Origin of the sequence: Methylobacillus methanolivorans (assembly GCF_044751345.1) — a bacterium.
Classification (GTDB): Bacteria; Pseudomonadota; Gammaproteobacteria; order Burkholderiales; family Methylophilaceae; genus Methylobacillus; species Methylobacillus methanolivorans.
This window is the reverse complement of record NZ_JBIWXY010000001.1, coordinates 991,789-1,012,203: the sequence shown is the minus strand read 5'-3', so window position 1 is coordinate 1,012,203 and position 20,415 is coordinate 991,789. Positions and strand designations below refer to the sequence as shown.

At 54.5% G+C, this 20,415-nt stretch carries 12 protein-coding genes; 8 read left to right on the top strand and 4 right to left on the bottom strand.

All coding sequences use genetic code 11. The features are described from left to right. Positions 1–212 precede the first annotated feature (212 nt). Positions 213–3,662: a hybrid sensor histidine kinase/response regulator gene (locus ACIKP9_RS04635; RefSeq protein WP_400879911.1), complete on the top strand. Its 3,450-nt coding sequence runs from the start codon at positions 213–215 to the stop codon at positions 3,660–3,662. After that, entirely contained in the window at positions 3,649–4,587 is a 939-nt protein-coding gene (locus ACIKP9_RS04630; protein ID WP_400879909.1) for a response regulator, read from the top strand. Before ACIKP9_RS04635 ends, ACIKP9_RS04630 begins: the two co-directional genes overlap by 14 nt. A 27-nt stretch (positions 4,588–4,614) precedes the next feature. Here ACIKP9_RS04630 and ACIKP9_RS04625 read toward each other — a convergent pair whose 3' ends face one another. Further along, entirely contained in the window at positions 4,615–7,248 is a 2,634-nt protein-coding gene (locus ACIKP9_RS04625; protein ID WP_400879906.1) for a chemotaxis protein CheW, read from the bottom strand. Positions 7,249–7,457: 209 nt separating this feature from the next. Here ACIKP9_RS04625 and ACIKP9_RS04620 point away from each other — a divergent pair, with 209 nt between their 5' ends. The 4 genes from ACIKP9_RS04620 (at position 7,458) to ACIKP9_RS04605 (ending at position 11,668) form a co-directional block, all read left to right on the top strand. Then, on the top strand, positions 7,458–8,693 hold the full coding sequence (locus tag ACIKP9_RS04620) for a putative DNA modification/repair radical SAM protein (protein ID WP_400879903.1): 1,236 nt from the start codon (positions 7,458–7,460) through the stop codon (positions 8,691–8,693). A gap of 20 nt (positions 8,694–8,713) precedes the next feature. Then, entirely contained in the window at positions 8,714–9,634 is a 921-nt protein-coding gene (locus ACIKP9_RS04615; protein ID WP_400879900.1) for a TIGR03915 family putative DNA repair protein, read from the top strand. 70 nt (positions 9,635–9,704) lie between these two features. Then, a complete protein-coding gene (locus tag ACIKP9_RS04610; RefSeq protein WP_400879897.1) occupies positions 9,705–11,033 on the top strand; it encodes an ammonium transporter in 1,329 nt (442 codons plus the stop codon). After that, on the top strand, positions 11,030–11,668 hold the full coding sequence (locus ACIKP9_RS04605) for a hypothetical protein (protein ID WP_400879894.1): 639 nt from the start codon (positions 11,030–11,032) through the stop codon (positions 11,666–11,668). Before ACIKP9_RS04610 ends, ACIKP9_RS04605 begins: the two co-directional genes overlap by 4 nt. A gap of 78 nt (positions 11,669–11,746) precedes the next feature. On the opposite strand, the gene efp is transcribed toward ACIKP9_RS04605, so the two are convergent. From efp to greB, 3 genes are read right to left on the bottom strand one after another with little or no spacing between them, the layout of a single operon-like run. Further along, positions 11,747–12,304, bottom strand: coding sequence for an elongation factor P (gene efp / locus ACIKP9_RS04600; protein ID WP_400879891.1), 558 nt, complete (start codon positions 12,302–12,304; stop codon positions 11,747–11,749). A gap of 59 nt (positions 12,305–12,363) precedes the next feature. Next, complete coding sequence (earP, locus tag ACIKP9_RS04595) at positions 12,364–13,464, bottom strand: elongation factor P maturation arginine rhamnosyltransferase EarP (RefSeq protein WP_400879888.1); 1,101 nt, start codon at positions 13,462–13,464, stop codon at positions 12,364–12,366. A 23-nt stretch (positions 13,465–13,487) separates the two neighbouring features. After that, entirely contained in the window at positions 13,488–13,985 is a 498-nt protein-coding gene (gene greB / locus ACIKP9_RS04590) for a transcription elongation factor GreB (protein ID WP_400879885.1), read from the bottom strand. Positions 13,986–14,099: 114 nt separating this feature from the next. Between greB and ACIKP9_RS04585 the strand changes: the two genes are divergently transcribed. Continuing rightward, positions 14,100–16,853 carry a PD-(D/E)XK nuclease family protein gene (locus ACIKP9_RS04585; RefSeq protein WP_400879882.1) on the top strand — a complete coding sequence of 918 codons (2,754 nt, stop codon included), beginning with the start codon at positions 14,100–14,102 and terminating at the stop codon, positions 16,851–16,853. After that, positions 16,850–20,224, top strand: a complete 3,375-nt coding sequence (locus ACIKP9_RS04580; protein ID WP_400879879.1) for a UvrD-helicase domain-containing protein — start codon at positions 16,850–16,852, stop codon at positions 20,222–20,224. Before ACIKP9_RS04585 ends, ACIKP9_RS04580 begins: the two co-directional genes overlap by 4 nt. Positions 20,225–20,415 lie beyond the last annotated feature (191 nt).

Sequence of the window (20,415 nt, the reverse complement as noted above, 5' to 3'; positions counted from 1 at the left end):
ACCTCCAGATGTTTACGGACGGCTTGTCCTGGCCTTGGTGCATTCAATTTTCGGGTGCACCATGATGGTGCTTGGTGCCTGGCTCATGGCAAGTTGAACAGCCGCTGTCCTGCATTTCTCGTGATGGTTGGGAGAATTCCTGTGTAACTGCTGACTGGCTTGAAACTTGCTGCACTGATGGTAGGCGCATTAACGGGGAATGACACGGCTGCATGACGACAATTGACTATCAGTATCAGGCAGGGGCGAGCGGGGGCGCTGGCGAGGCAACGGAACCTACGCAGCGCATCGTCAAGGTGCGTCGCGACTACAACACCTGGGTCGTCAACGAGACACTGGAAGACTATGCACTGCGTTATACGCCATCGGCGTTCCGCAAGTGGTCTATCTTCCGTGTGGCCAATACGGCATTTGGTGCCATCTCTTTCCTGGTACTGGAAGCCATTGGTGGCACGCTTGCCATCAACTACGGTTTTACCAATGCCCTCTGGGCTATCATGGCCATCGCTTTGGTCATTTTTATGACTGGCCTGCCCATTAGTTACTATGCTGCGCGCTTTGGCCTGGATATGGATTTACTCACTCGTGGTGCCGGGTTTGGCTATATTGGTTCCACCATTTCGTCGTTTGTCTACGCATCGTTTACCTTCATTCTCTTTGCGCTGGAAGCCGCCATCATGGCTTATGCGCTGGAGCTATATTTTGATTTGCCGCTCTATGCGGGTTATCTGGTCAGCGCCTTGGTTATCGTGCCCTTGGTGACACATGGCGTCACCTTGATCAGCCGTATCCAGATGATTACCCAGCCAATCTGGCTGGTGTTGTTGGCCTTGCCATATATCTTCATTGTTTATAAAGACCCGCAAGTGATTGGCCGCTTGACCGAGTTCGCTGGCAAGTCCGGCTATGACGGCGATTTCAACCTGCTGATGTTTGGCACGGCGATGGCAGTGGGTATGGCGTTGATCCCGCAAATTGGCGAGCAGGTCGATTTCTTGCGTTTTATGCCGGAAAAAACCCAGAAAAACCGCTTTCGCTGGCATTTGGGCGTCTTGATGGCAGGGCCAGGCTGGATTTCACTTGGCATGCTCAAGATGCTGGGCGGGGCCTTGCTGGCCTACTTGGCCGTGGAGGGAGCACGTTCCTTCGAGCAGGCGGTGAATCCTAACCAGATGTACCTGGTTGGCTTTAGTGAAGTCTTTGCCAACCCTGAAGTTGTGCTGGCGGTGACGGTGTTTTTTGTTGTTATTTCCCAGCTCAAAGTCAATATGACCAATGCCTATGCTGGATCGCTGGCATGGTCTAACTTCTTCGCACGCCTGACTCACAGCCACCCTGGGCGCGTGGTCTGGGTCGTGTTCAATGCCATGATTGCCATCATCCTGATGGAAATGGACGTGTTCCAGGCGCTGGAACAGGTGCTGGGCTTGTATTCCAATATCGCTATTTCCTGGATCACGGCTGTGGTGGCTGACCTCGTCATCAATAAGCCTTTGGGCTTCAGTCCCAAGGGCATTGAGTTCCGCCGGGCATATCTTTATGACATCAACCCGGTAGGAGTGGGGGCCATGGGCATTGCCTCCATACTCTCCGTGATGGCGTTTTTCGGTCTGTTTGGCGTTGAGGCTGAGGCTTTTTCTGCCATGATCGCGCTCACTACGGCGTTGGTGACATCCCCGCTGATTGCCTGGGCAACCAAGGGTCGTTATTACATTGCGCGCAAGCCAGTGATGTATCAGCCTATCATCCGCGTACAGCGTTGCAGCATTTGTGAAAAGGAATATGAAATCAACGACATGGCGCATTGCCCGGCTTACCAGGGTGCTATCTGCTCGTTGTGTTGCTCCCTGGATGCGCGCTGTAACGATACTTGCAAGCCCCATGGGCGCATTGAGTACCAATGGCAGCGTGTCATGCGGCGCGTATTGCCGGAAAGCTGGGTGGAGGTCATGCAGAGCGGCTTGGGGCATTATCTGCTGCTCATGGCGGTGACGCTGGCTTTCCTCAGTGCCTTGTTCGGGTTGATCTATTTCCATGAGTCGCTCACCTTTACGGGCGAAAAAGAAGCCTTGCTGCCTGAGCTGAGGCTGGGCTATTTCAAGGTGTTTGCCGCATTGGCATTTGCCAGCGGCATTATTGCCTGGTGGATTGTGCTTACATCTGAAAGCCGCCGGGTGGCACAGGAGGAATCCAACCGCCAGACCAACCTGTTACAGCGTGAGATCATGTTGCACCGCCAGACCGATGCCGAGCTGCAACGTGCGCGGCAGGTGGCTGAGCAGGCCAATCAGGCCAAGAGTCGCTATATCACGGGCATTAGCCATGAGTTACGCACACCGCTGAACAGTATTCTTGGTTATGCGCAGTTGCTGGATAACGACCCGACTATCCCGGAAAACCGCCGTCAATCCATACACGTGATTCGCCGCAGTGGCGAGCACCTGTTATCGCTGATTGAGGGCACACTGGATATTGCCCGCATCGAGAGCGGCAAGCTCACGTTCGATCTGCGCCTAGTACGCTTCCCGGAGTTTATCCAGCAGTTGGTGAGCATGTTCGAGTTGCAGGCCCATAACAAGGGCATCAATTTTCACTATGAATTGCAGGGCGATTTGCCCAAGGTGGTGCGCATCGACCAGAAGCGCCTGAGCCAGATTCTCATCAACATCCTCGGCAATGCCGTGAAGTTTACGCGCCAAGGCGGGGTATCGTTCAAGTTGCGCTATGCACGCGAGATGTTGAATATCAGCATTGAGGATACTGGCCCCGGCATTGCGCCTGAGGAAATTGAGAAGGTGTTCGAGCCTTTTGCCCGTGGCTCAGCCGCTGCCAACAGCAATATTGGTGGTACAGGCCTTGGTCTTACGATTAGCAAGATGCTGACCGAGCTCATGGGTGGGCAGCTCACTGTGCGTAGCACCCCTGGCCAGGGTAGCCAGTTCCATATTCGCCTGTTCCTTTCCCAGGTGCGGGTACCGGAAGAGATCGAGAATGCCTCAATGCCCATGCCCTTGGCCTATAAAGGCCCACGCCGACGGATTCTCGTGGTGGATAATGAGCAAGTGGATAGAGAGCTACTGAAAAATATCCTTCAGCCATTGGGTTTTGAAGTGGCAGAGGCGGCAAGCGGGCGTGAGTGTTTGCAGGTGTATACCGGATTTAAGCCCAACGTCATCCTCATGGATCTGGCTATGCCGGACATGGATGGTTGGGAGGCGAGCTACATGATACGCAAGGTGCATCAGTCGGATGTGCCTATTGCCATCGTTTCAGCCAATGCCTTCGATAAGGGGCTGGAAAATACTGCTGGTATTCCGGCATCGGATTTCATCGTCAAGCCGGTGAATGTGATGGAGCTGTTACGCTGGATAGGCGAGCAGCTCAAACTGGAGTGGGTGACCGAGGTAGGTAGTGTGGTGAGCGATGCCGATGTGACGCTCAGGCATGAGGTGAATGAGGTGCAGACGCCATCCAGGGAGCAGCGGGATGAATTGATGGCGCTGATCAAGGTGGGATATGTAAAAGGCATTACCCGCAAGCTTGACGAGATCGGCCAAGATGACCGATATGAGACCTTTGTTGCGGCCATGCGCAAGCTATCGCAACAATTTGAACTTGAAGCAATGCAGAGAATGCTGGAAGAAGTGAATGATGGAGGCTAGAAAAGAGACCGCGGTGGTGCTGATTGTGGACGATGTGCCGGATAACCTAGCCGTGCTGCATGATGCGCTCGATGAATCTGGCTACATGGTGCTGGTAGCTAATAATGGCGAAACCGCGCTTCGGCGTGCGGAAGATGCACGCCCAGATATTATCCTGCTGGATGCGATTATGCCGGGGCTGGATGGATTTGAGGTCTGTGCCAGGCTCAAGGCCAACCTCAATACCCGTCACATCCCGGTGATTTTCATGACGGGACTGACTGAGTCGGAGAATGTCGTGGCAGGCTTTGCCGCTGGAGGCACTGATTATGTCACCAAGCCTATCCGCACTGCCGAGGTGTTGGCACGTATCAGCACGCATTTGCAAGCATCACGCCAGATGCACCAGGCACGTGGTGCTCTTGATGCCTTTGGGCAGGCGGCGATTGCCGTATTGCCACATAGTGGGCGCATCGTTTGGCAAACGCCTTTGGCACGTGACTGGATGCATCGTTATTTCACTGCCAGTGATATTGATACGGATACCTTGACCCCAATTGCATTGCTCAAATGGTTAGGTAACCTGAAGAGTGCTGGCACGGAGAGCTTGCCTCTCTCTGTCGTGCAGGGTAGCGGGCGCCTGATTTTTTCCCTGGCAGACCTGAATGCCGAGGAGCAATGGGTCATTATCCTCAGGGAAGAATCTGACGCCGCCCAGATCGAGGCATTGATGCAAACCTTTGGTCTCACCCAGCGCGAATCCGAAGTGCTCTACTGGGCGATCAAGGGCAAGACCAACCGCGACATTGGCGATATCCTCGGCACCAGCCCGCGTACCGTCAACAAGCATATGGAGCATGTCTTCGCCAAGCTGGGCGTGGAAACCCGCACTGCGGCTGCGGCGCTTGCTACCAGCAAGCTACGCAACCTCAAGGCGGGGGGCTGATCCTAACCCGGAGCATAAAGCTCAGGTTCAGGCGGCTTGCTCCAGCATTTCATCTGTGTTCACAGGAGAAGTTGCCGTCTGGCTATTCGCTTGCTGCGCCGCTTCGCTGATGCGCGTGATCAGGTTGATGGCCGACAGCAGGATCAGCAAATTCTCTCCCTTATCCGTCATGACCTTGGCAATGCCTTCGGCCGGGATATTGATGGTCGCAAAAAAGGCAGAGAGCGGCTCAATGGCGTTAGGTGCAATGGCCGGGATTTCTCCTAGTGCGCTGACTAATAGGCCGAATTTCGGTAGCTTGGGCCCGGCTTGTACAATGATGATTTGCTTATCCTGCTCAGGCGCCTGGAAATCAATGCCCGTGAGCCGGGCGAGATTGAGCACCGGCACGACGCTATCCCCATGTTTGAACATGCCTTCCAATACCGAGGAGGTATCAGGCAGAGGCTTGATATTATTGGCCTGGATAGCTTCGACAATATGCGCGGCGGGAAGGCCCAGCCAGTGCTTGTCGATATAGAAGGTAGCATATTCTTCAGCATTGTCAGCAGTAGTCATATTGCTTGCTGGCTTGAACTGATTTTGTTGTAGCAGGTTTTCTGAATCAATCATGGCGTTGATGTCAGCAGCCTTGCCGAGTGGAATAAAGATCAACGCAGTGACATGGTTTTTATAGTTGTCACCAGCACCCTTGTATTCACGGTAGCCAGACGATGCGCGTGCGCCCACGGCGTAGTAGTTGCCGTTGTAGAGGGCGATGTCGAAACCTGTACTTCCCGGTGTCAGCTTGCAGAGTTCAGGATGCACGGTGAAGTGGCTACCCACGGCAAAATCGCGTGATGTAGATGAGATGACACACAATTTTTCATCCACATAGAGCGTAAAGCTGCCCTTCACGACATCGTTATCTGCGTTATGCGGCAAGGCATCCATGAGCATGGCGGAAAATTGTGGCGTGCTGTCGAAGACAATGCCGATGCCGCCCACGGTTTGCTCCTGGTGACGGATAGCAGCGCCATAGATGTAAGTAGGCTGGTTGCCATATAGCGGGCTGGGCTCGAAATCAGAGACGACGTAATCCTGTGACTGGCGCAATTGCAAGGCTGCTTTTGCCCAATCGGCAGTGATGGTTTCACCCACCATGCGTTGGTAAGCCGGGTTCGACGTGGCGACAATACAACCATTGCGGTCAAAGACCACCAAGTTCGAATACACGGTATAAGCCTTGTTGATATAGACCAATACCTTGGTGATCGCACTTTTTTCCTGGGAGCTAAGTTCTGGCTTGGCCAGTAAGCGCTGGAATGTTGCTGTCAATGCCCACCAGCGGCAGTCGTTGGCGCGCTCGTACAGGTTGCGATCCATGATGTCGACGGCCAGTGAGGCAAAAAAGCGAGAATTCTCCAGCATCACGGCGACCACGGTTTGGTAGAGGTCAGCTACCGTTTTTTCGACGACGCTCTGTGTCTTGAAGCCAGTATTGCTGATTTCCCACAACAGCATTTTTGAGAAATTGTTTTGCTGTGCATTGTGGCTAGCATCGCGCTTTTGCCAGATATTGCCGTTCCATACGGACTGGTTGAGCTTGCTCTGGATAGTGGCTGCCTGCTTGGGAATGCCAAGCAGGGTTTGCGAGAAGAGCAAAGGGCTGCGCATGACCTTCTTCAGCAGCTTGGTATCAATACCGGCAATGATGTTGGCGACATTATCCTCGAAAGCATGCTCAAGCGGGATCATGACATGCCCACGCCAGCCCGGGCCCATGTAGCCTTGGTAGCCTTTGGTTTCACGCGTGACTGCCAGATATAGCCTGCCAGCAAAGCGCGTAACTATCCAATCCTGGCCCTGGGCATGTTCCAATGTAGCCCCAAGGGGAATCTGGTAATGATCGCTGCTGGCAATCACCCGGTCTTGCTCGTCCAACAGTAGCCCTACACACCATTCATTCTTGCCGATGAGGTCTTGGAAAATACCATCCATTTCATTTTCAAACTTGAAGCAGAGGCAAAGCACGCCCAGCGCGGCATCGCTATCGTCGTGACAGACCTTGCGAGCGTAGATCAGGCTAGATGATTGCGTCGGGGCGAGGTCGCTGTGGTGAAAAGCCTCGATATACGCGGCGTTGGAATGTAGCGCCTCCTTGATCAACGGATCGTGGGATTGAGTAGTCGGGTTGGTGTCATCCAGTTGCACCAAAATGTTGCCTTGTGCATCAAGCAGGATCACATTGAAGTACACCGAGTACTTTTGGACGTATTCATTAAAGCGTTCGCGGAGCTGGATAATGTCATGCGCTTCGGCAAGGCCAGCCAAATGCTTGTCGAGGAAGTTGCTGAGATTATCGTCAGTGGAAAGGAAGCCGATATCAGCCGTACGCTCAAACAGGTTACGCACCACGATATCCACGGCAACCTGTGCCTTGGCCGTGATGGCGGTAATGGTCTTGTTCAAGGTTTCCTGGGCTAGGCTATCCAATACGTCGGTGGTGATTTTTCCGAAGGCTTGACGGGTTTCGCTCATGTCGGTGCCCGTACCGGAAAGTTGGCTGAGCAGGGAAAGATTGTCCCAAGTGCCTTGCAATTGTTGTAGGGATTCGCGATAGCGATTCAAGCTGCTCATGCTTTGCTTCATGGTAGCAATGTTGGGGTTTGCGGTGGTCATATGATGCTTTCTTATAATGATGCCTACCCATAAGGCAGCAAATATCATGCCCGGGCGTGATGCCGGTCATCAGCCGCTCCGGATTTAGCCTGTGAGCAAATGTGCAAAGCGTCTTAAGTGAGCTCGATCTGCATGTCTCTGTTTGCATTTTTCAACGTCATCAATGACCAGGCACTAGTCAACTTTACTGTACGAACGTACAATTCATCATGGAGATTAAACAGAAGTTAGAAATACTGGCGGATGCGGCTAAATATGATGCCTCGTGTGCTTCCAGCGGCACTGAAAAGCGCAATTCGCGCGATGGCAAGGGCATTGGCTCCACCACGGGCGCAGGTATTTGTCATAGTTATGCACCCGATGGGCGCTGTATTTCCTTATTGAAAATATTGCTCACCAATTTTTGCCTCTACGATTGTGTATATTGCGTCAATCGCGTGAGCAGCAATGTGCAGCGGGCGCGGTTCAGCGCTGAGGAAGTGGTGCAGCTGACGCTGGCGTTTTATCGCCGAAATTACATTGAGGGCCTGTTCCTGAGTTCGGGCATTATCCAGAACCCGGATTACACCATGGAGCAAGTGGTGGAAGTCGCGCGTAGCCTGCGTGAAGATCATGATTTCCGGGGCTATATTCATTTGAAAACTATCCCGGATGCCAGCCCGGATTTGCTGGCAAGGGCAGGGCGTTATGCAGATCGCTTGAGCATTAATATCGAGCTGCCTACGGCTACTAGCCTCTCTGCGCTGGCACCAGAGAAGGATAGTACGGCTATCCGTATTTCCATGGCACGCTTACGCGAGCGGATTGATGCGGGCAAAGATAAAAGCACGAGTGGCAAGCGGCCGCCAAAATTCTCTCCAGGCGGGCAGAGCACGCAAATGATTGTGGGGGCAGATGCCACTGACGATAAGACCATACTTACTACCAGCGCTGAGCTCTATGGGCAATATCGTTTGCGGCGTGTCTATTATTCCGCGTTTAGCCCCATCCCCGATGCTAGCCCGGTGTTGCCTTTACAGTCACCTCCCTTGGTCAGGGAACATAGGCTATACCAGGCCGATTGGCTGATGCGTTTTTATGGTTTTGAGTCGCATGAAATCGTGACCAGCGAGCAAGGCATGCTGGCTTTGGATATGGACCCCAAGACGGCATGGGCGTTGCAGCATCGCGCAATGTTCCCCGTCGACATCAATCGTGCACCCAAGGCCATTTTGCTACGCGTGCCTGGCCTGGGTGTACGTAATGTGCAGCGTATCCTGGCTGCACGTCGTGTACGTGCAGTACGGCTGGATGATCTGGTACACATGCGCGCGCCTATTCAGCGCATGCTGCCGTTTATTCAGCTACCAGATCATCACCCAGGTGCGACGCTAGATGCAGCCAGCTTGCCTGCGCGGGTTAGCAACATATCCGCTGCGCCGCAGCAGCTAGGGTTGTTCATCTAGATATTGCTTGGAGGCATTGCATGCACAATGTTTATCTAAAGGATGAAACTGATGTTGACGGCTGGCGCACTGCGGCACGTCGCTTGCTGCATCAGGGAATTGCCCCGCATGAAGTGGATTGGTACGTCATGTCACCCCAGGATGCGGAGGTGCAAGCAGATTTGTTTGCGATGGCAGGTGAAGCCACATCTTGTGCAGGTGTTCAAGTATCCATGAGTAATGAGGCTACTCAGGCTGAGTCTCTATCGGCGACTAGGCAGGCTGTGTCCATTGTTGCTACAGATATCCAGCCATTGATGGTGTCCCGCCAATTCATCGAGTTGCTTCGCCCAGCCTTATTGCATCAGGCGCCAGAGCGCTTCGGCTTGCTGTATCGCGTGCTGTGGCGCTTGCAACGAGAGCGTGGCTTGATGCGCTTGGCGGGAGATGCAGATGTGGCAAGGCTGCATGCCATGGTCAAGTCGGTGCGGCGCGATATGCATAAAATGAAGGCATTTGTGCGTTTCCGAGAAACCATGGTGGATGAGCACCCACGTTATCTGGCGTGGTTTGAGCCGGCGCACCATATCATGGCAGCGGTTGCACCTTTCTTTATTGGCCGCTTTGCGACCATGGATTGGACCATCATGAGCCCACGCATGGGGATGCATTGGGACGGTAGCCACCTCCATTTCTTGCCTGGGGGCAAGTCTGAGACCATGCCAGCCGAGGATGCCAGTGAAGCCTTATGGCTGAGCTATTACCAGCATATTTTTAATCCGGCCCGGCTCAAGCTCAAAGCCATGCAAAAAGAGATGCCCAAAAAATATTGGCATCATTTGCCTGAGGCAGCGCTCATTACGTCATTGATTGCCAATGCTGGGAGCCGTACCCAATCAATGCTGGAGCGTGTGCCCGAGCTGCCCAGGCGAAAAATCGTGCGCTATCAGCGTAAGCCATAGCACCGCTTCATGCTCGCAGCTTGGCATTTTTTGTGCTTTTGAAGTTCTGGCTGTTATCACAGGACGAACCATGCACAATCATTCAGCTCCCATTTTTTTCCATGCCTTAGCGTTTTTGATTATTCATCTGTTGCTACCATTCAGTGTGCTGGCGGCAGACAGTGCCGTTGATATACAGGCTGTTGATACGGCCTGGATTGCGATTGCAGGCGCGTTGGTCTTTATGATGCAGGCAGGGTTTGCCATGCTGGAAAGTGGCATGGCGCGGGCAAAAAATGCCGTGAATGTCATGATGAAAAACTATATGGATCTTGCGGTCGGAGCGGTGCTGTTCTGGCTAATCGGCTATGGCTTGATGTTCGGCCATAACCCTACTGGCTGGATAGGCCAGGATCATTTTGCACTGGCCTATGGCTCAGATTGGACTGCCAGCATGATGTTTTTCCAACTGATGTTTGCCGCGACTGCTGCAACGATTGTCAGTGGTGCCATGGCAGAGCGAACGCGTTTCATGCCTTATTTATTCGGCGCTTGCGGCATTGTGGCGGTGATTTATCCAGTGTTTGGTAGCTGGGCATGGAATGAGCATGGCTGGCTCAAGCAAATGGGATTTATTGATTTTGCAGGCTCTACGGTGGTGCATTCTGTCGGTGGATGGTGCGCCTTGGCGGGCATCATGGTACTTGGGCCACGCCTGGGCCGGTTCGGTAGCAAAGGTGAGGTGCATATGATCCCGGGCCATAATCTCAGCTTGGTTGCCATGGGTGGTTTTCTGCTCTGGTTCGGCTGGTTTGGCTTTAACGGGGGGAGCACTTTAGCGGTAGGCACAGAGATTGGCCCGATTTTGCTGAATACCCACATGGCTGGCGCTGCGGGTGCGGTGGGCGCATTGCTTACTACCTGGATGACGCGCCAGCCCGTGTTGATGAGCTCAGTGGTCAATGGCAGCCTGGGAGGCTTGGTGGCGATCACGGCAGGTTGCGCTAGCATGGAAGTACCCTATGCAATCCTGACAGGCTTTGTTGGCGGTATTGTGACCATGTGCGGCACCTGGGGCCTGGAAAAGCTCAGGCTGGACGATGTCGTAGGTGCCGTGGCTGTGCATGGTTTTAGCGGCGTATGGGGGACATTGGCGGCGGGCTTGTTTCTCAAGGGCAATATGTTCGATCTCAATCAGGTCATTGTGCAATTGATTGGCGTAGCCGTGGCATTTGTATGGGTCTTTCTCAGTGCATTGCTGATGTATGGTTTGCTGGCACGCACGATAGGCCTGCGTGTCAGCACCATGCATGAGCAGCGCGGGCTGGATATTACTGAACACGGCGAAGTGGGGTATCCAGAATTCAACCGCGATGCGGCTTACCAGCGTGAGCATGTGGAGCAACTGAGTAAACTATGACCGTGGATATTGCATTGCGTCGCCGGGCAATATTGACCGGGCTACGGCCATTTCTCGACGATGATGCGCTGTTGTCAGCAGTGGCGCTGTGGGCGCGTGAATATGCTAACCAGCCGCCATTTGCGCTCAGTGGATTTGTCGCCAAATGCTGTGCCCGGGCTGAGCATTTGGCGCAACGGGGGCAGATGCTGCGTGCCATTATTGCTGCCATGGAGTTGCCACCGTCCCAATTATTGCCCGACCCAGGTAGTCAGGGCGAAATTCTTGCCGCTGTTGCTGAACAGGCTAGGCTCAATGATCAGACCCAAATGTTCTCTCTTTTGCTTTCTGCTCTCATCGGCTTAAGTGACGCCAGCATGCAGTCCATGATACGCAGCCGCCTGCTGCAACAGCTCACCAAGCAGAAACTTGAGCGTGAACCGCACCAAGTCATGCAAGACTGGCTTGCAGGCCATGTGGTTTCACTGACGAAAAACTACGACCTGAAATTATTGCAGGCCTTGGTGAACCAAGCTTATATAGTGATGTGCGAAGTGCTTGGGCCGGTGAAGGCAGATCAGCTACTTGCCAATGCGATCCGGCAAGTAGATATCCAGGGTGCTCACTTGAGCTTCCGGGTACACGATTTGTTGTAGTAAAGTCAGCATTGACCAATAAAAGCAGGCAATAAAAAAGGGAGCCAACATGGGCTCCCTTGCTTGGTTACTTGAACCTTACTTCACGCGGTTCTTGTATTCCAGTGTGCGGGTATCGATTTCGATCTTGTCGCCGATGTCACAGAACAATGGCACTGGCAGCTCGAAGCCTGTAGCGATCTTGGCTGGCTTCATGACCTTGCCGGAAGTGTCGCCTTTGACGGCAGGTTCGGTGTAGGTGATTTCGCGTACAACAGAGTTTGGCAGTTCAACGGAGATAGGCTTGCCGTTGTAGAACACCACTTCACATTCCATGCCGTCTTGCAGGAAGTTGAGCGCATCTTCCATGGTTTCCGCTTCAATTTCGTACTGGTTGTATTCAGCATCCATGAATACGTACATTGGGTCAGCGAAGTAGGAATAAGTCACTTCCTTCTTTTCCAGTACGACCACGTCAAACTTGTCATCAGCCTTGTAAACGGCTTCGCTCGGGGATTCTGTGAGCAGATTCTTGAATTTCATCTTGACCACGGAGGAGTTGCGGCCCGATTTGCTGTATTCGGCTTTCAGCACGACCATAGGGTCGTTACCTACCATAAATACGTTGCCTACGCGAAGTTCCTGAGCTGTTTTCATGTGATGTCCTGGGACTTAAAAAGGGTGAAGTGTAAAAAGTCGCGCATTATACCCGAAAATCAGAAAAATTTCTTACAGTAAATCACCAGCTTAGCGGCCAAGTCGGTTTCTTTTGCCAGGTTTTCTGCATAGGTTTGTGCTTGACGCTGCCAGCCTGGCAGGGCTGCCAGCACCGCCTGCCAGGCAGAGGGCGTGAAGCCATGGCGATTCCATGCCCGGTGGGCCGCCATCATGTGGATAGCCAAGTCTGAAGGGCTATCTTGGCAGTAGCGTTGCAGAAAAGCTTCCAGCTTGACGAGGTGAGTGTCTTCCTCTTGCAGATACGGTTGCCAGATCATTGGTTTGCCCGCCCATAAGGCCCTGATCCAGCTATCCTCGCCACGCACAAAGTTGAGGTCGCAAGCCCAAAGCAGTTGGTCATATTGCTCTTGGGAAAGGAAAGGGATAGTCGCGATCCTGAGCCTATCCTGGGTAGGGTGGGCATCAAGCCATTGCATGGCATGGTCGGCAGTCTGGCCCTGGGGAATAATGCACAGTACTGGTTGATCTGTTTGCGCGATCGCTTCCAGCAAGGAATTCACTGGGGCATGCGGATAGCAGAACAGGCTGATGGTATAGGCCTGGTTGGGCATCATGCCCAGGCCATGCCAGAAGGCAGCTTGCGATACCTTGCTTTGTTGAAAGCGTGAGCGTTCTGCCAGCAGATGGTTTTCACGGATGAGGCCACCGCAAGCCGGGGTGAAGCCTGGGAAAAAGAAGTGTTTAGTCAGGCCTAGTTGTGGGTGTACGGAAGGTTTTGCATGAAAATCATCTACCCATGATTCTGCACTCAAATATTCCAGGTTGATCCACACAGGCCGACGATTCTGCATGGCGTGCAGATAAGTTTCAGGTAATTCGCAAGCGAATGCCTCGATAACGACATCTGCAACCTCTACGGGAGGAAAAGGGCTACTCCAATGGCAAACGTCTACTCCGGCGATGTGCTGCGATGCCAATGTTGAGTCCAGCCCGGGGATCAACTTGGCAGCAACGCTGGGTTGATCTACCCAGAGCCTGACCTTGATGCCATGTTCGCATGTCAATTGCCTGGCCAGGCGCCAGCACACGCCTATATCGCCATAGTTATCGATAATGCTGCAAAAAATATCCCAGCGCATGCTCACATCACCCTTGTTCTCAATCAGTCTTGTGCCGGGGCGTGGTAACTGACGTCGACGACCTCAAAACTTTCTTCACCAGCCGGGGTTTCCACGCGAATGACATCGCCAGGTTGTTTGCCGAGTAGCGCGCGCGCCAGCGGGGAAATCCAGCTGATATAGCCTTTGCCTGGGTCCAGCTCATCCTGGCCGACAATGCGGTAATGATGTTCGCTATCTTTTTCCAGGGAATAAAGCTCCACCCAAGCACCAAAATAGATTTTTTCCAGGTCTTGTTGAGTTTGCGGGTCCACCACCACGGCAATATCCATGCGCTTCATGAGAAAGCGCAGGCGCGAGTCAATCTGGCGCAGGCGCTTCTTGCCATAGATATAGTCGCCGTTTTCGCTGCGGTCGCCGTTGCTGGCGGCCCAGGAAACATCACTGACCACCTTGGGCCGTTCAATTTTGTATAACTGCTCGAATTCGTCTTTGAGACGTGCGTAGCCTTCCGGCGTAATGTAGTTTTTCTGCTCAGCCATAGGCTCGCAAGGTAGGCGGCAAGGCCGTGGCTGTCAAGCTGTAGTTATGACGCATTTGGTAGTAGTGATGGCACGCAAGGCCAACCCTGCTTGAATCAAGTAAAATCCTCATCCATGAACAATCACCTTATTCTCTGTGCGACCGCACGTCTTGCCCGCGCCTTGCAGCTAGACCATGCCAGGGCGCAATCAGCCCAAGGACTGAAGCAATGGCCCTTGCTCAATATCATGACCGTCAGCCAATGGCTGGAGGGCTTATTTGATCACGCCATGCTTGCTGGCAAGCTGGATGTGCAGCAAGTACCACAGGGGGTGCTGAGCAATGTGCAGGAACGGCTATTGTGGGAGGCGGTGATCGAGGACGTGCTGGCGAGCGATGTGGCGAGTGCGCTGTTTGACATCAAGGGGCTGGCGCGCATGGCGCAGGAGGCCAACCAATTATTGCTCGAGTGGCGCTTGCCGTTGCCTGACGCTAGTTATAGCGAAGAAACCCGCCAGTTCATTGCCTGGCATCGTGAATTTTTATCACGCTGCCGACAAGGCGGCTGGATGGAAGCTGCACGCTATGTTGACTGGCAAGTGGAGATGTTGGCGCAGGGCATCGGAGACTTGCCAGAGTCCATTTCTTTTGCCGGGTTCGACCGCATTACGCCACAGATGGCGCAGTTACGTGCGGTGTTGCAGCAGCGCAATGTCAATGTGCAGCGCCATGACACTACACTGGCTGATACCGGTCATGCCCAGCGGGTGTTATTGGCTGATCAGGAGGCTGAGTGTCGTGCTGCGGTGGCCTGGGCGCAACAGCAGCTTGCGGATCATCCTGGCGCCAGAATAGGGATTGTTGTCCCGGAACTCGCCAAGCTGCGGGGGGCACTGGCACGCTTGCTGGATGATGCCTTGCATCCGGCATGGGTGCGCCCTGCCATGGTGGAGGCACCGCGACAGTATGATTTTTCCCTCGGTCAGCCTTTGCAGCGTGAGCCCGTGGTGCAAACAGCGCTGACCTTGTTGCGCTTCTTCAGCCAGCACCGACGGCAAGATAAAGTGGAGCAGCAGGATTTCTCGCAATTGCTGCAACAGCCTTACTGGTCGTATGCTGTAACCGAAGCGGATGCGCGAGCCCAGCTTGATGCCCGCATGCGGGAGCGATTGCCTTTGTCCATTAATATGTCGCGCCTGCAGCGTTTTATCCGGCGCGAAGCTGGCAGCGAGCAGGCACCATTGTCGCTTGCTGGCTTGCAAGCGCATATTGCCGCAGCGCTGGCGATTTTGCAGGCGCAACCAGCCCAGCAGCTACCTTCTGCCTGGGTGGACGTGATGCAGCGCGCCCTGGATGCGCTGGATTGGCCGGGCAAGCAGCGTAGTCTTTCCAGTTTTGAGTTCCAGGCGATCCAGGCATTCGGTAAGGTCTTACAGGCACTGGCGGCATTGGAGGTATTGCAGCAGCCCATGTCTTTTTCCCAGGCCTTGGCTAGGCTGCGCGAGCTGGTGCAGGAGCAGATTTACCAGCCCGAGGCCGAGGGCGAAGTGCGGCTCCAGGTGATGGGCATGCTGGAAAGCGTGAGCCAACCACTGGATGGTTTATGGGTGATGGGCATGAATGATCATAGTTGGCCACCGCTACCACGGCCTAATCCCTTGCTGCCTGCGGGTATGCAGCGTGACCATGGCGTCCCAAATGCAGATAGCGCCGTGCAGAGCGCATTTGCCCAAGTCGTTCACCAGCGTTTGCTGCATAGCGCACATCAGCTTGTGTTTTCTAGTGCGGCGAAGGATGGCGAGCGTGAGCTGCGCATCAGCCCGATGTTGCAAGATATATCATTATTTGATGCTGCTCCTGCGGCTAGCCAGAGCCTTGCGCAGAGCTTGGCTTTGCAGGATGCCAAGCCATTGCAATGGCTTGACGACCACCAGGCGCCAGCCGTGGCAGAGGGCGAGCATATCTCGGGCGGCACTGGCCTACTCAAGGCGCAGGCTATTTGCCCGGCCTGGGCTTATTACCAATATCGCTTGCATGCGCGGGCATTGAGAACACCAGTCAACGGCCTGGATGCTGCTGAGCGCGGTACCCTGGTGCACCTGGTGCTGGAGCATTTCTGGCAAGGGCGTGGCCTGCAAGACCTGCTGGAAATGGATGAAGTGCAACTGGAGCAGGCATTGGCTGAGGCGGTGCAGGTATCACTGACTGAATATATTGCCAGCTGTGACGAGACCTTGAGCGACGCTTTTTCCGAGCTGGAAACCATGCGCCTGACCCGCTTGCTCAAAGGCTGGCTGGCGCTGGAGAAAACGCGCGACCAGCCTTTTACTGTGCTGGCCAGTGAGCAGCAGCAAAAGATCATGATCGAAGGAGTTGAAATCACGCTCATCATTGATCGCATCGACCAATTGGCAGATGGCCGCCGTATCGTCATTGATTACAAGACAGGCCGCAAGCCAGATACGAAAAACTGGGCGCAAAGCCGCATCACCGAGCCGCAGTTACCGGTGTACGCCGCATTTGTCTTGGCCACGCAAGACCCTGCTGATGAAAGCGCTGAAGTCGCTGCCATTGCATTCGCCATGGTCAAGCTGGAAGAGCACGCGTTTGCCGGGCTTGCCAGTGATGGCGTGTTGCCCGCCATGCCGGTGCTGGATGACAAGAAAACCCGGGATGTATTTCCTGAGGGAGATTTCCCCGATTGGCATAGCGTGCTTGAACATTGGCATACCAGCATCACGAATGTCGTCAATGAACTCAAGCGTGGGGAGGCCGCAGTCGTGTTGCAGGATGAAAAAGAGCTTGCCTATTGCGAGGTGCTACCTTTGTTGCGCTTGCCGGAAAGGCAGCTACAGTTCGAGCGTTTGCAGCAGGGAGAGGCATCATGACCGACGCCATGGATTTGCTGGAACTGGATCGCATCAGTCGCGAGCGTGCCCTGGAGCTGGCTTCGTTTATTGTTGAGGCCCCGGCTGGTGCAGGCAAGACCGAGCTGTTGACGCAGCGCTTCCTGCGCCTGCTGACCACCGTGTCGGCCCCGGAGCAGATCATCGCCATTACGTTTACCAACAAGGCAGCCGCCGAGATGCGCTCGCGCATATTGGATAGCCTGCTGATGGCGGCCAGCGGCCAGATGCCGCAGGCCATACACAAGCAGCAGACTTTCCGCCTGGGTGTGGCAGCGTTGCAGCATGCGGCCAGCCTGGATTGGCAACTGCTGGACAATCCCTCGCGCTTGAAAATATTTACCATCGACTCCTTGTCGGGCCACCTGGCGCGGCAGATGCCATTGCTGAGCCGCTTTGGCAGCCAGCCAGCGATTAGCGAGGACGCCACTCCGCATTATCAATTGGCCGCTGAGCGCACGTTGGCGCTGGTAGACGAAGATGGGCTAGGGCAGGCTGTGCGCTTGGCGCTTGGTTATGTCGATAATGATGTGCAAAAACTCACCGGCCTGTTGGTGGATATGCTTGGCAAGCGCGACCAGTGGTTGGAGTACGCCAATCATGGTGATTTGCAGCAGGCTGCGGAGCGGGCGCTGGAGCACCTGATCAGCCAGGATTTGCATGCCGCGGCCACCATGTTGCCGGGCCGTGTGCAAAGCGCCTTGATGCCGGTGGCACGCTATGCCGCGAGCCACCTTGCCTGTGATGTGCCGCAAGCCTTGCTGCTGGACTGGGAAACACCGTTGCCTGCGACTTCCAAGGCACTTTGTACATGGCTGGCAGTGTGCGATCTGTTGCTGACTGGCACGGGCACGCTGCGCAAGACCGTCAACGTAAAAAACGGTTTTCCCGCGACATCGGAGTCCAAGCCATTCAAGGAGCAGTTTGCCGAGATTATCGCGACCTTGCAGCAGACGGCAGGTGCCGAGGCTGCCTTGCAGCGCCTGCGTAGCTTGCCGTTACGCCAGGATGAACAAAGCTGGCAGATGGTGGCGGCACTGGCGCAGCTGTTGAAGATTGCCGTGGCTCAATTGTGGGTGGTGTTCCAGCAGGCAGGCGAGGTGGATTTTGTTGAAATGTCGCTACGTGCATTGGAAGCACTGGGCGATGACGATACGCCTACCGACCTTGCCCTGGATTATCCCGTGCAGCATCTGCTGGTGGATGAATTTCAGGATACCAGTCCAGGGCAGGTCAAGCTGTTGCAGCGGCTCACTTCAGGTTGGACTCCTGGTGATGGACATACCTTGTTTGCCGTGGGCGACCCCATGCAGTCGATATACCGCTTCCGCAAGGCCAATGTTGGCCTGTTCCTGGAAGTGGCGGAAGAGGGCATAGGTGATTTGCCGCTGGAGCGCTTGCAGCTTTGCCGCAACAACCGATCATCCCCGCCGGTAGTGGATTGGATCAATGCTACCTTCAAGCATGTGTTCCCCGCAGAGGATAGCGTGGTACAGGGCGCGATTCATTACCGTGAATTCGTGGCGACGCGTGCAGCGGAGGCTGATGCTGGCGTGGTGGTACATCCACTGATTGCCGGGCCGGACCACGATGCAGAGGCATTGCGCATGCGTGAGGCGGCTCGGGTCGTCGAGATCATCCGCCAAACCTGGGCGAGCAAGCCCGCCGCCAGTATTGCCGTGCTGGTGCGGGCACGGGCGCACCTTGACACACTGGTGGCAGAAATTCGCCGCCACCATCCTGACCTGCATTTCCAGGCCGTAGAAATAGAGCAACTTGCCGGGCGCCAAAGTGTGCAGGACCTGCTGGCCTTGACGCATGCCTTGTTACAGCGTGCCGATCGCGTCAATTGGCTGGCCATGCTGCGTGCGCCTTGGTGTGGCTTGCAGCTAGCTGACCTGCATGTTTTGGCTGGGCGTGAGCGCTATCGCACCATCTGGTCATTGCTGCATGATAGTGCTGTGCTGGCGGGTATGAGCGAGGATGGCCGTCAGCGTAGCCACCATGTTGTGCAAGTGTTGACAGAAGCGCTGGGGCAGCAAGGGCGCATGCCATTGAGTCGCTGGCTGGAAAGTGCCTGGCTCATGCTGGGCGGGGCGCAATCTCTCTGGCAGGCTAGCGATATTACCGATGTGGAGGCGTTTTTTGCCCTCGTTGACCAGCTTGATCAACAAGGCCGTTTTAGCCTGGAGCGCTTGGTGCAAGAAGTAGAAAAGCTCTATGCCGCACCCGATATACAGGCCAATGGGCAGTTGCAGTTCATGACCATCCACAAGTCCAAGGGGCTGGAGTTTGATACTGTGATCTTGCCCGGCTTGGAGCGCCGCCCGCGCAATGGTGAAACGCCATTATTGCTGTGGGAGGAAGTGGCGGTGGAAACTGCACATGGCGTCAGCACTGAATTGGTGACGGCTCCGTTTATCCCCAAAGGTGCAAGCGGGCGCGATGAGCCTAGTCCTTACAGTTATCTCAAAATGCTGGAAAAAGAGCGTGCTGATCATGAAAGTGCGCGGGTGCTATATGTGGCGGCTACCCGTACTGAACGCTGCCTGCACTTGTTGGGTAGCGTCAGCCCCAATGCCAAAGGGGAGCTGAAGCCAGCCAGCGGGACGTTCCTCGATTCGCTCTGGCCACACTTGGCGGGGCAATTTATCGAGGTCGCTGCACAAGATGCACAGCCAGCGCAGCCAACTCCACAGGGGGTAGCGCTCGCTGATTTCATCCCCAAGTTGATTCGCGTTGCCGAGCCTGGGCTACCTGCTATCTATGCCGAGAACAGGCACGAGGCAATTTCCTCCGGTCAAGCACATGGCGAAACGTCGGTGCTCGGTAGGCAAGCTGGATTGGAGGCGCATATCGGCACACTGGCGCATCAATATGTGGAGCTGATTGCAGCCAATCCCGACTTTGACAGCTGGCTAACACGCTTGCCTAGGCTACAACCCGCGATGATGCGCTGGCTGGCCAGGCAAGGACATGCACTTGATGTTGCCGAGGCGGCAGCCGCGCAAGTATTGCAATTGCTGACGTTGACCTTGCAAAGCGCGGATGGTCGCTGGGTGCTATCGCCTCGACCAGAGGCCGCTGCTGAGCTTGCGATGGGCCATATAGGGGAAACTGGATTCAAGCCGCAAGTGGTTGATCGTTGCTTTATTGAGCAAGGCGAGCGTTGGATTATTGATTATAAATCAACACGCTTACCTGCCGATGCTGATGTTGGCATGATGCTCACGGCAGCGATGGCCTATGAAGAGCAACTTGCTGGGTATGCAGCATTGTTTGCCGATGAGGGCATTCCCTTGCGCAAGGCAGTTTATTTCATGGCCTTAGGCAAGTTATGTGAACTGCCGTGAAGCCAGACTGGCACCATTGACGAAATCATGACAAACATTGTCAGAATTTTGATCAGGGTGTGGAAATTTTGTCATGTTGACGCGATATAACGAAGGCTGGTGGTGGGGTTAGGCGACATTGGTTGGATGAAATAGAAAAATTAAGTTATTTTAAGTTTTTGAATTTAATTAATTTTTTTATAATTATCCAG

Excerpts from the sequence above, each read along its gene's own strand:
- efp (WP_400879891.1), bottom strand. The coding sequence starts at position 12,304 with ATGAAAACAGCTCAGGAACTTCGCGTAGGCAACGTATTTATGGTAGGT.
- earP (WP_400879888.1), bottom strand. The coding sequence starts at position 13,464 with ATGCGCTGGGATATTTTTTGCAGCATTATCGATAACTATGGCGATATA.
- ACIKP9_RS04610 (WP_400879897.1), top strand. The coding sequence starts at position 9,705 with ATGCACAATCATTCAGCTCCCATTTTTTTCCATGCCTTAGCGTTTTTG.
- ACIKP9_RS04585 (WP_400879882.1), top strand. The coding sequence starts at position 14,100 with ATGAACAATCACCTTATTCTCTGTGCGACCGCACGTCTTGCCCGCGCC.
- ACIKP9_RS04605 (WP_400879894.1), top strand. The coding sequence starts at position 11,030 with ATGACCGTGGATATTGCATTGCGTCGCCGGGCAATATTGACCGGGCTA.
- greB (WP_400879885.1), bottom strand. The coding sequence starts at position 13,985 with ATGGCTGAGCAGAAAAACTACATTACGCCGGAAGGCTACGCACGTCTC.
- ACIKP9_RS04625 (WP_400879906.1), bottom strand. The coding sequence starts at position 7,248 with ATGACCACCGCAAACCCCAACATTGCTACCATGAAGCAAAGCATGAGC.
- ACIKP9_RS04615 (WP_400879900.1), top strand. The coding sequence starts at position 8,714 with ATGCACAATGTTTATCTAAAGGATGAAACTGATGTTGACGGCTGGCGC.
- ACIKP9_RS04630 (WP_400879909.1), top strand. The coding sequence starts at position 3,649 with ATGATGGAGGCTAGAAAAGAGACCGCGGTGGTGCTGATTGTGGACGAT.
- ACIKP9_RS04620 (WP_400879903.1), top strand. The coding sequence starts at position 7,458 with ATGGAGATTAAACAGAAGTTAGAAATACTGGCGGATGCGGCTAAATAT.
- ACIKP9_RS04635 (WP_400879911.1), top strand. The coding sequence starts at position 213 with ATGACGACAATTGACTATCAGTATCAGGCAGGGGCGAGCGGGGGCGCT.
- ACIKP9_RS04580 (WP_400879879.1), top strand. The coding sequence starts at position 16,850 with ATGACCGACGCCATGGATTTGCTGGAACTGGATCGCATCAGTCGCGAG.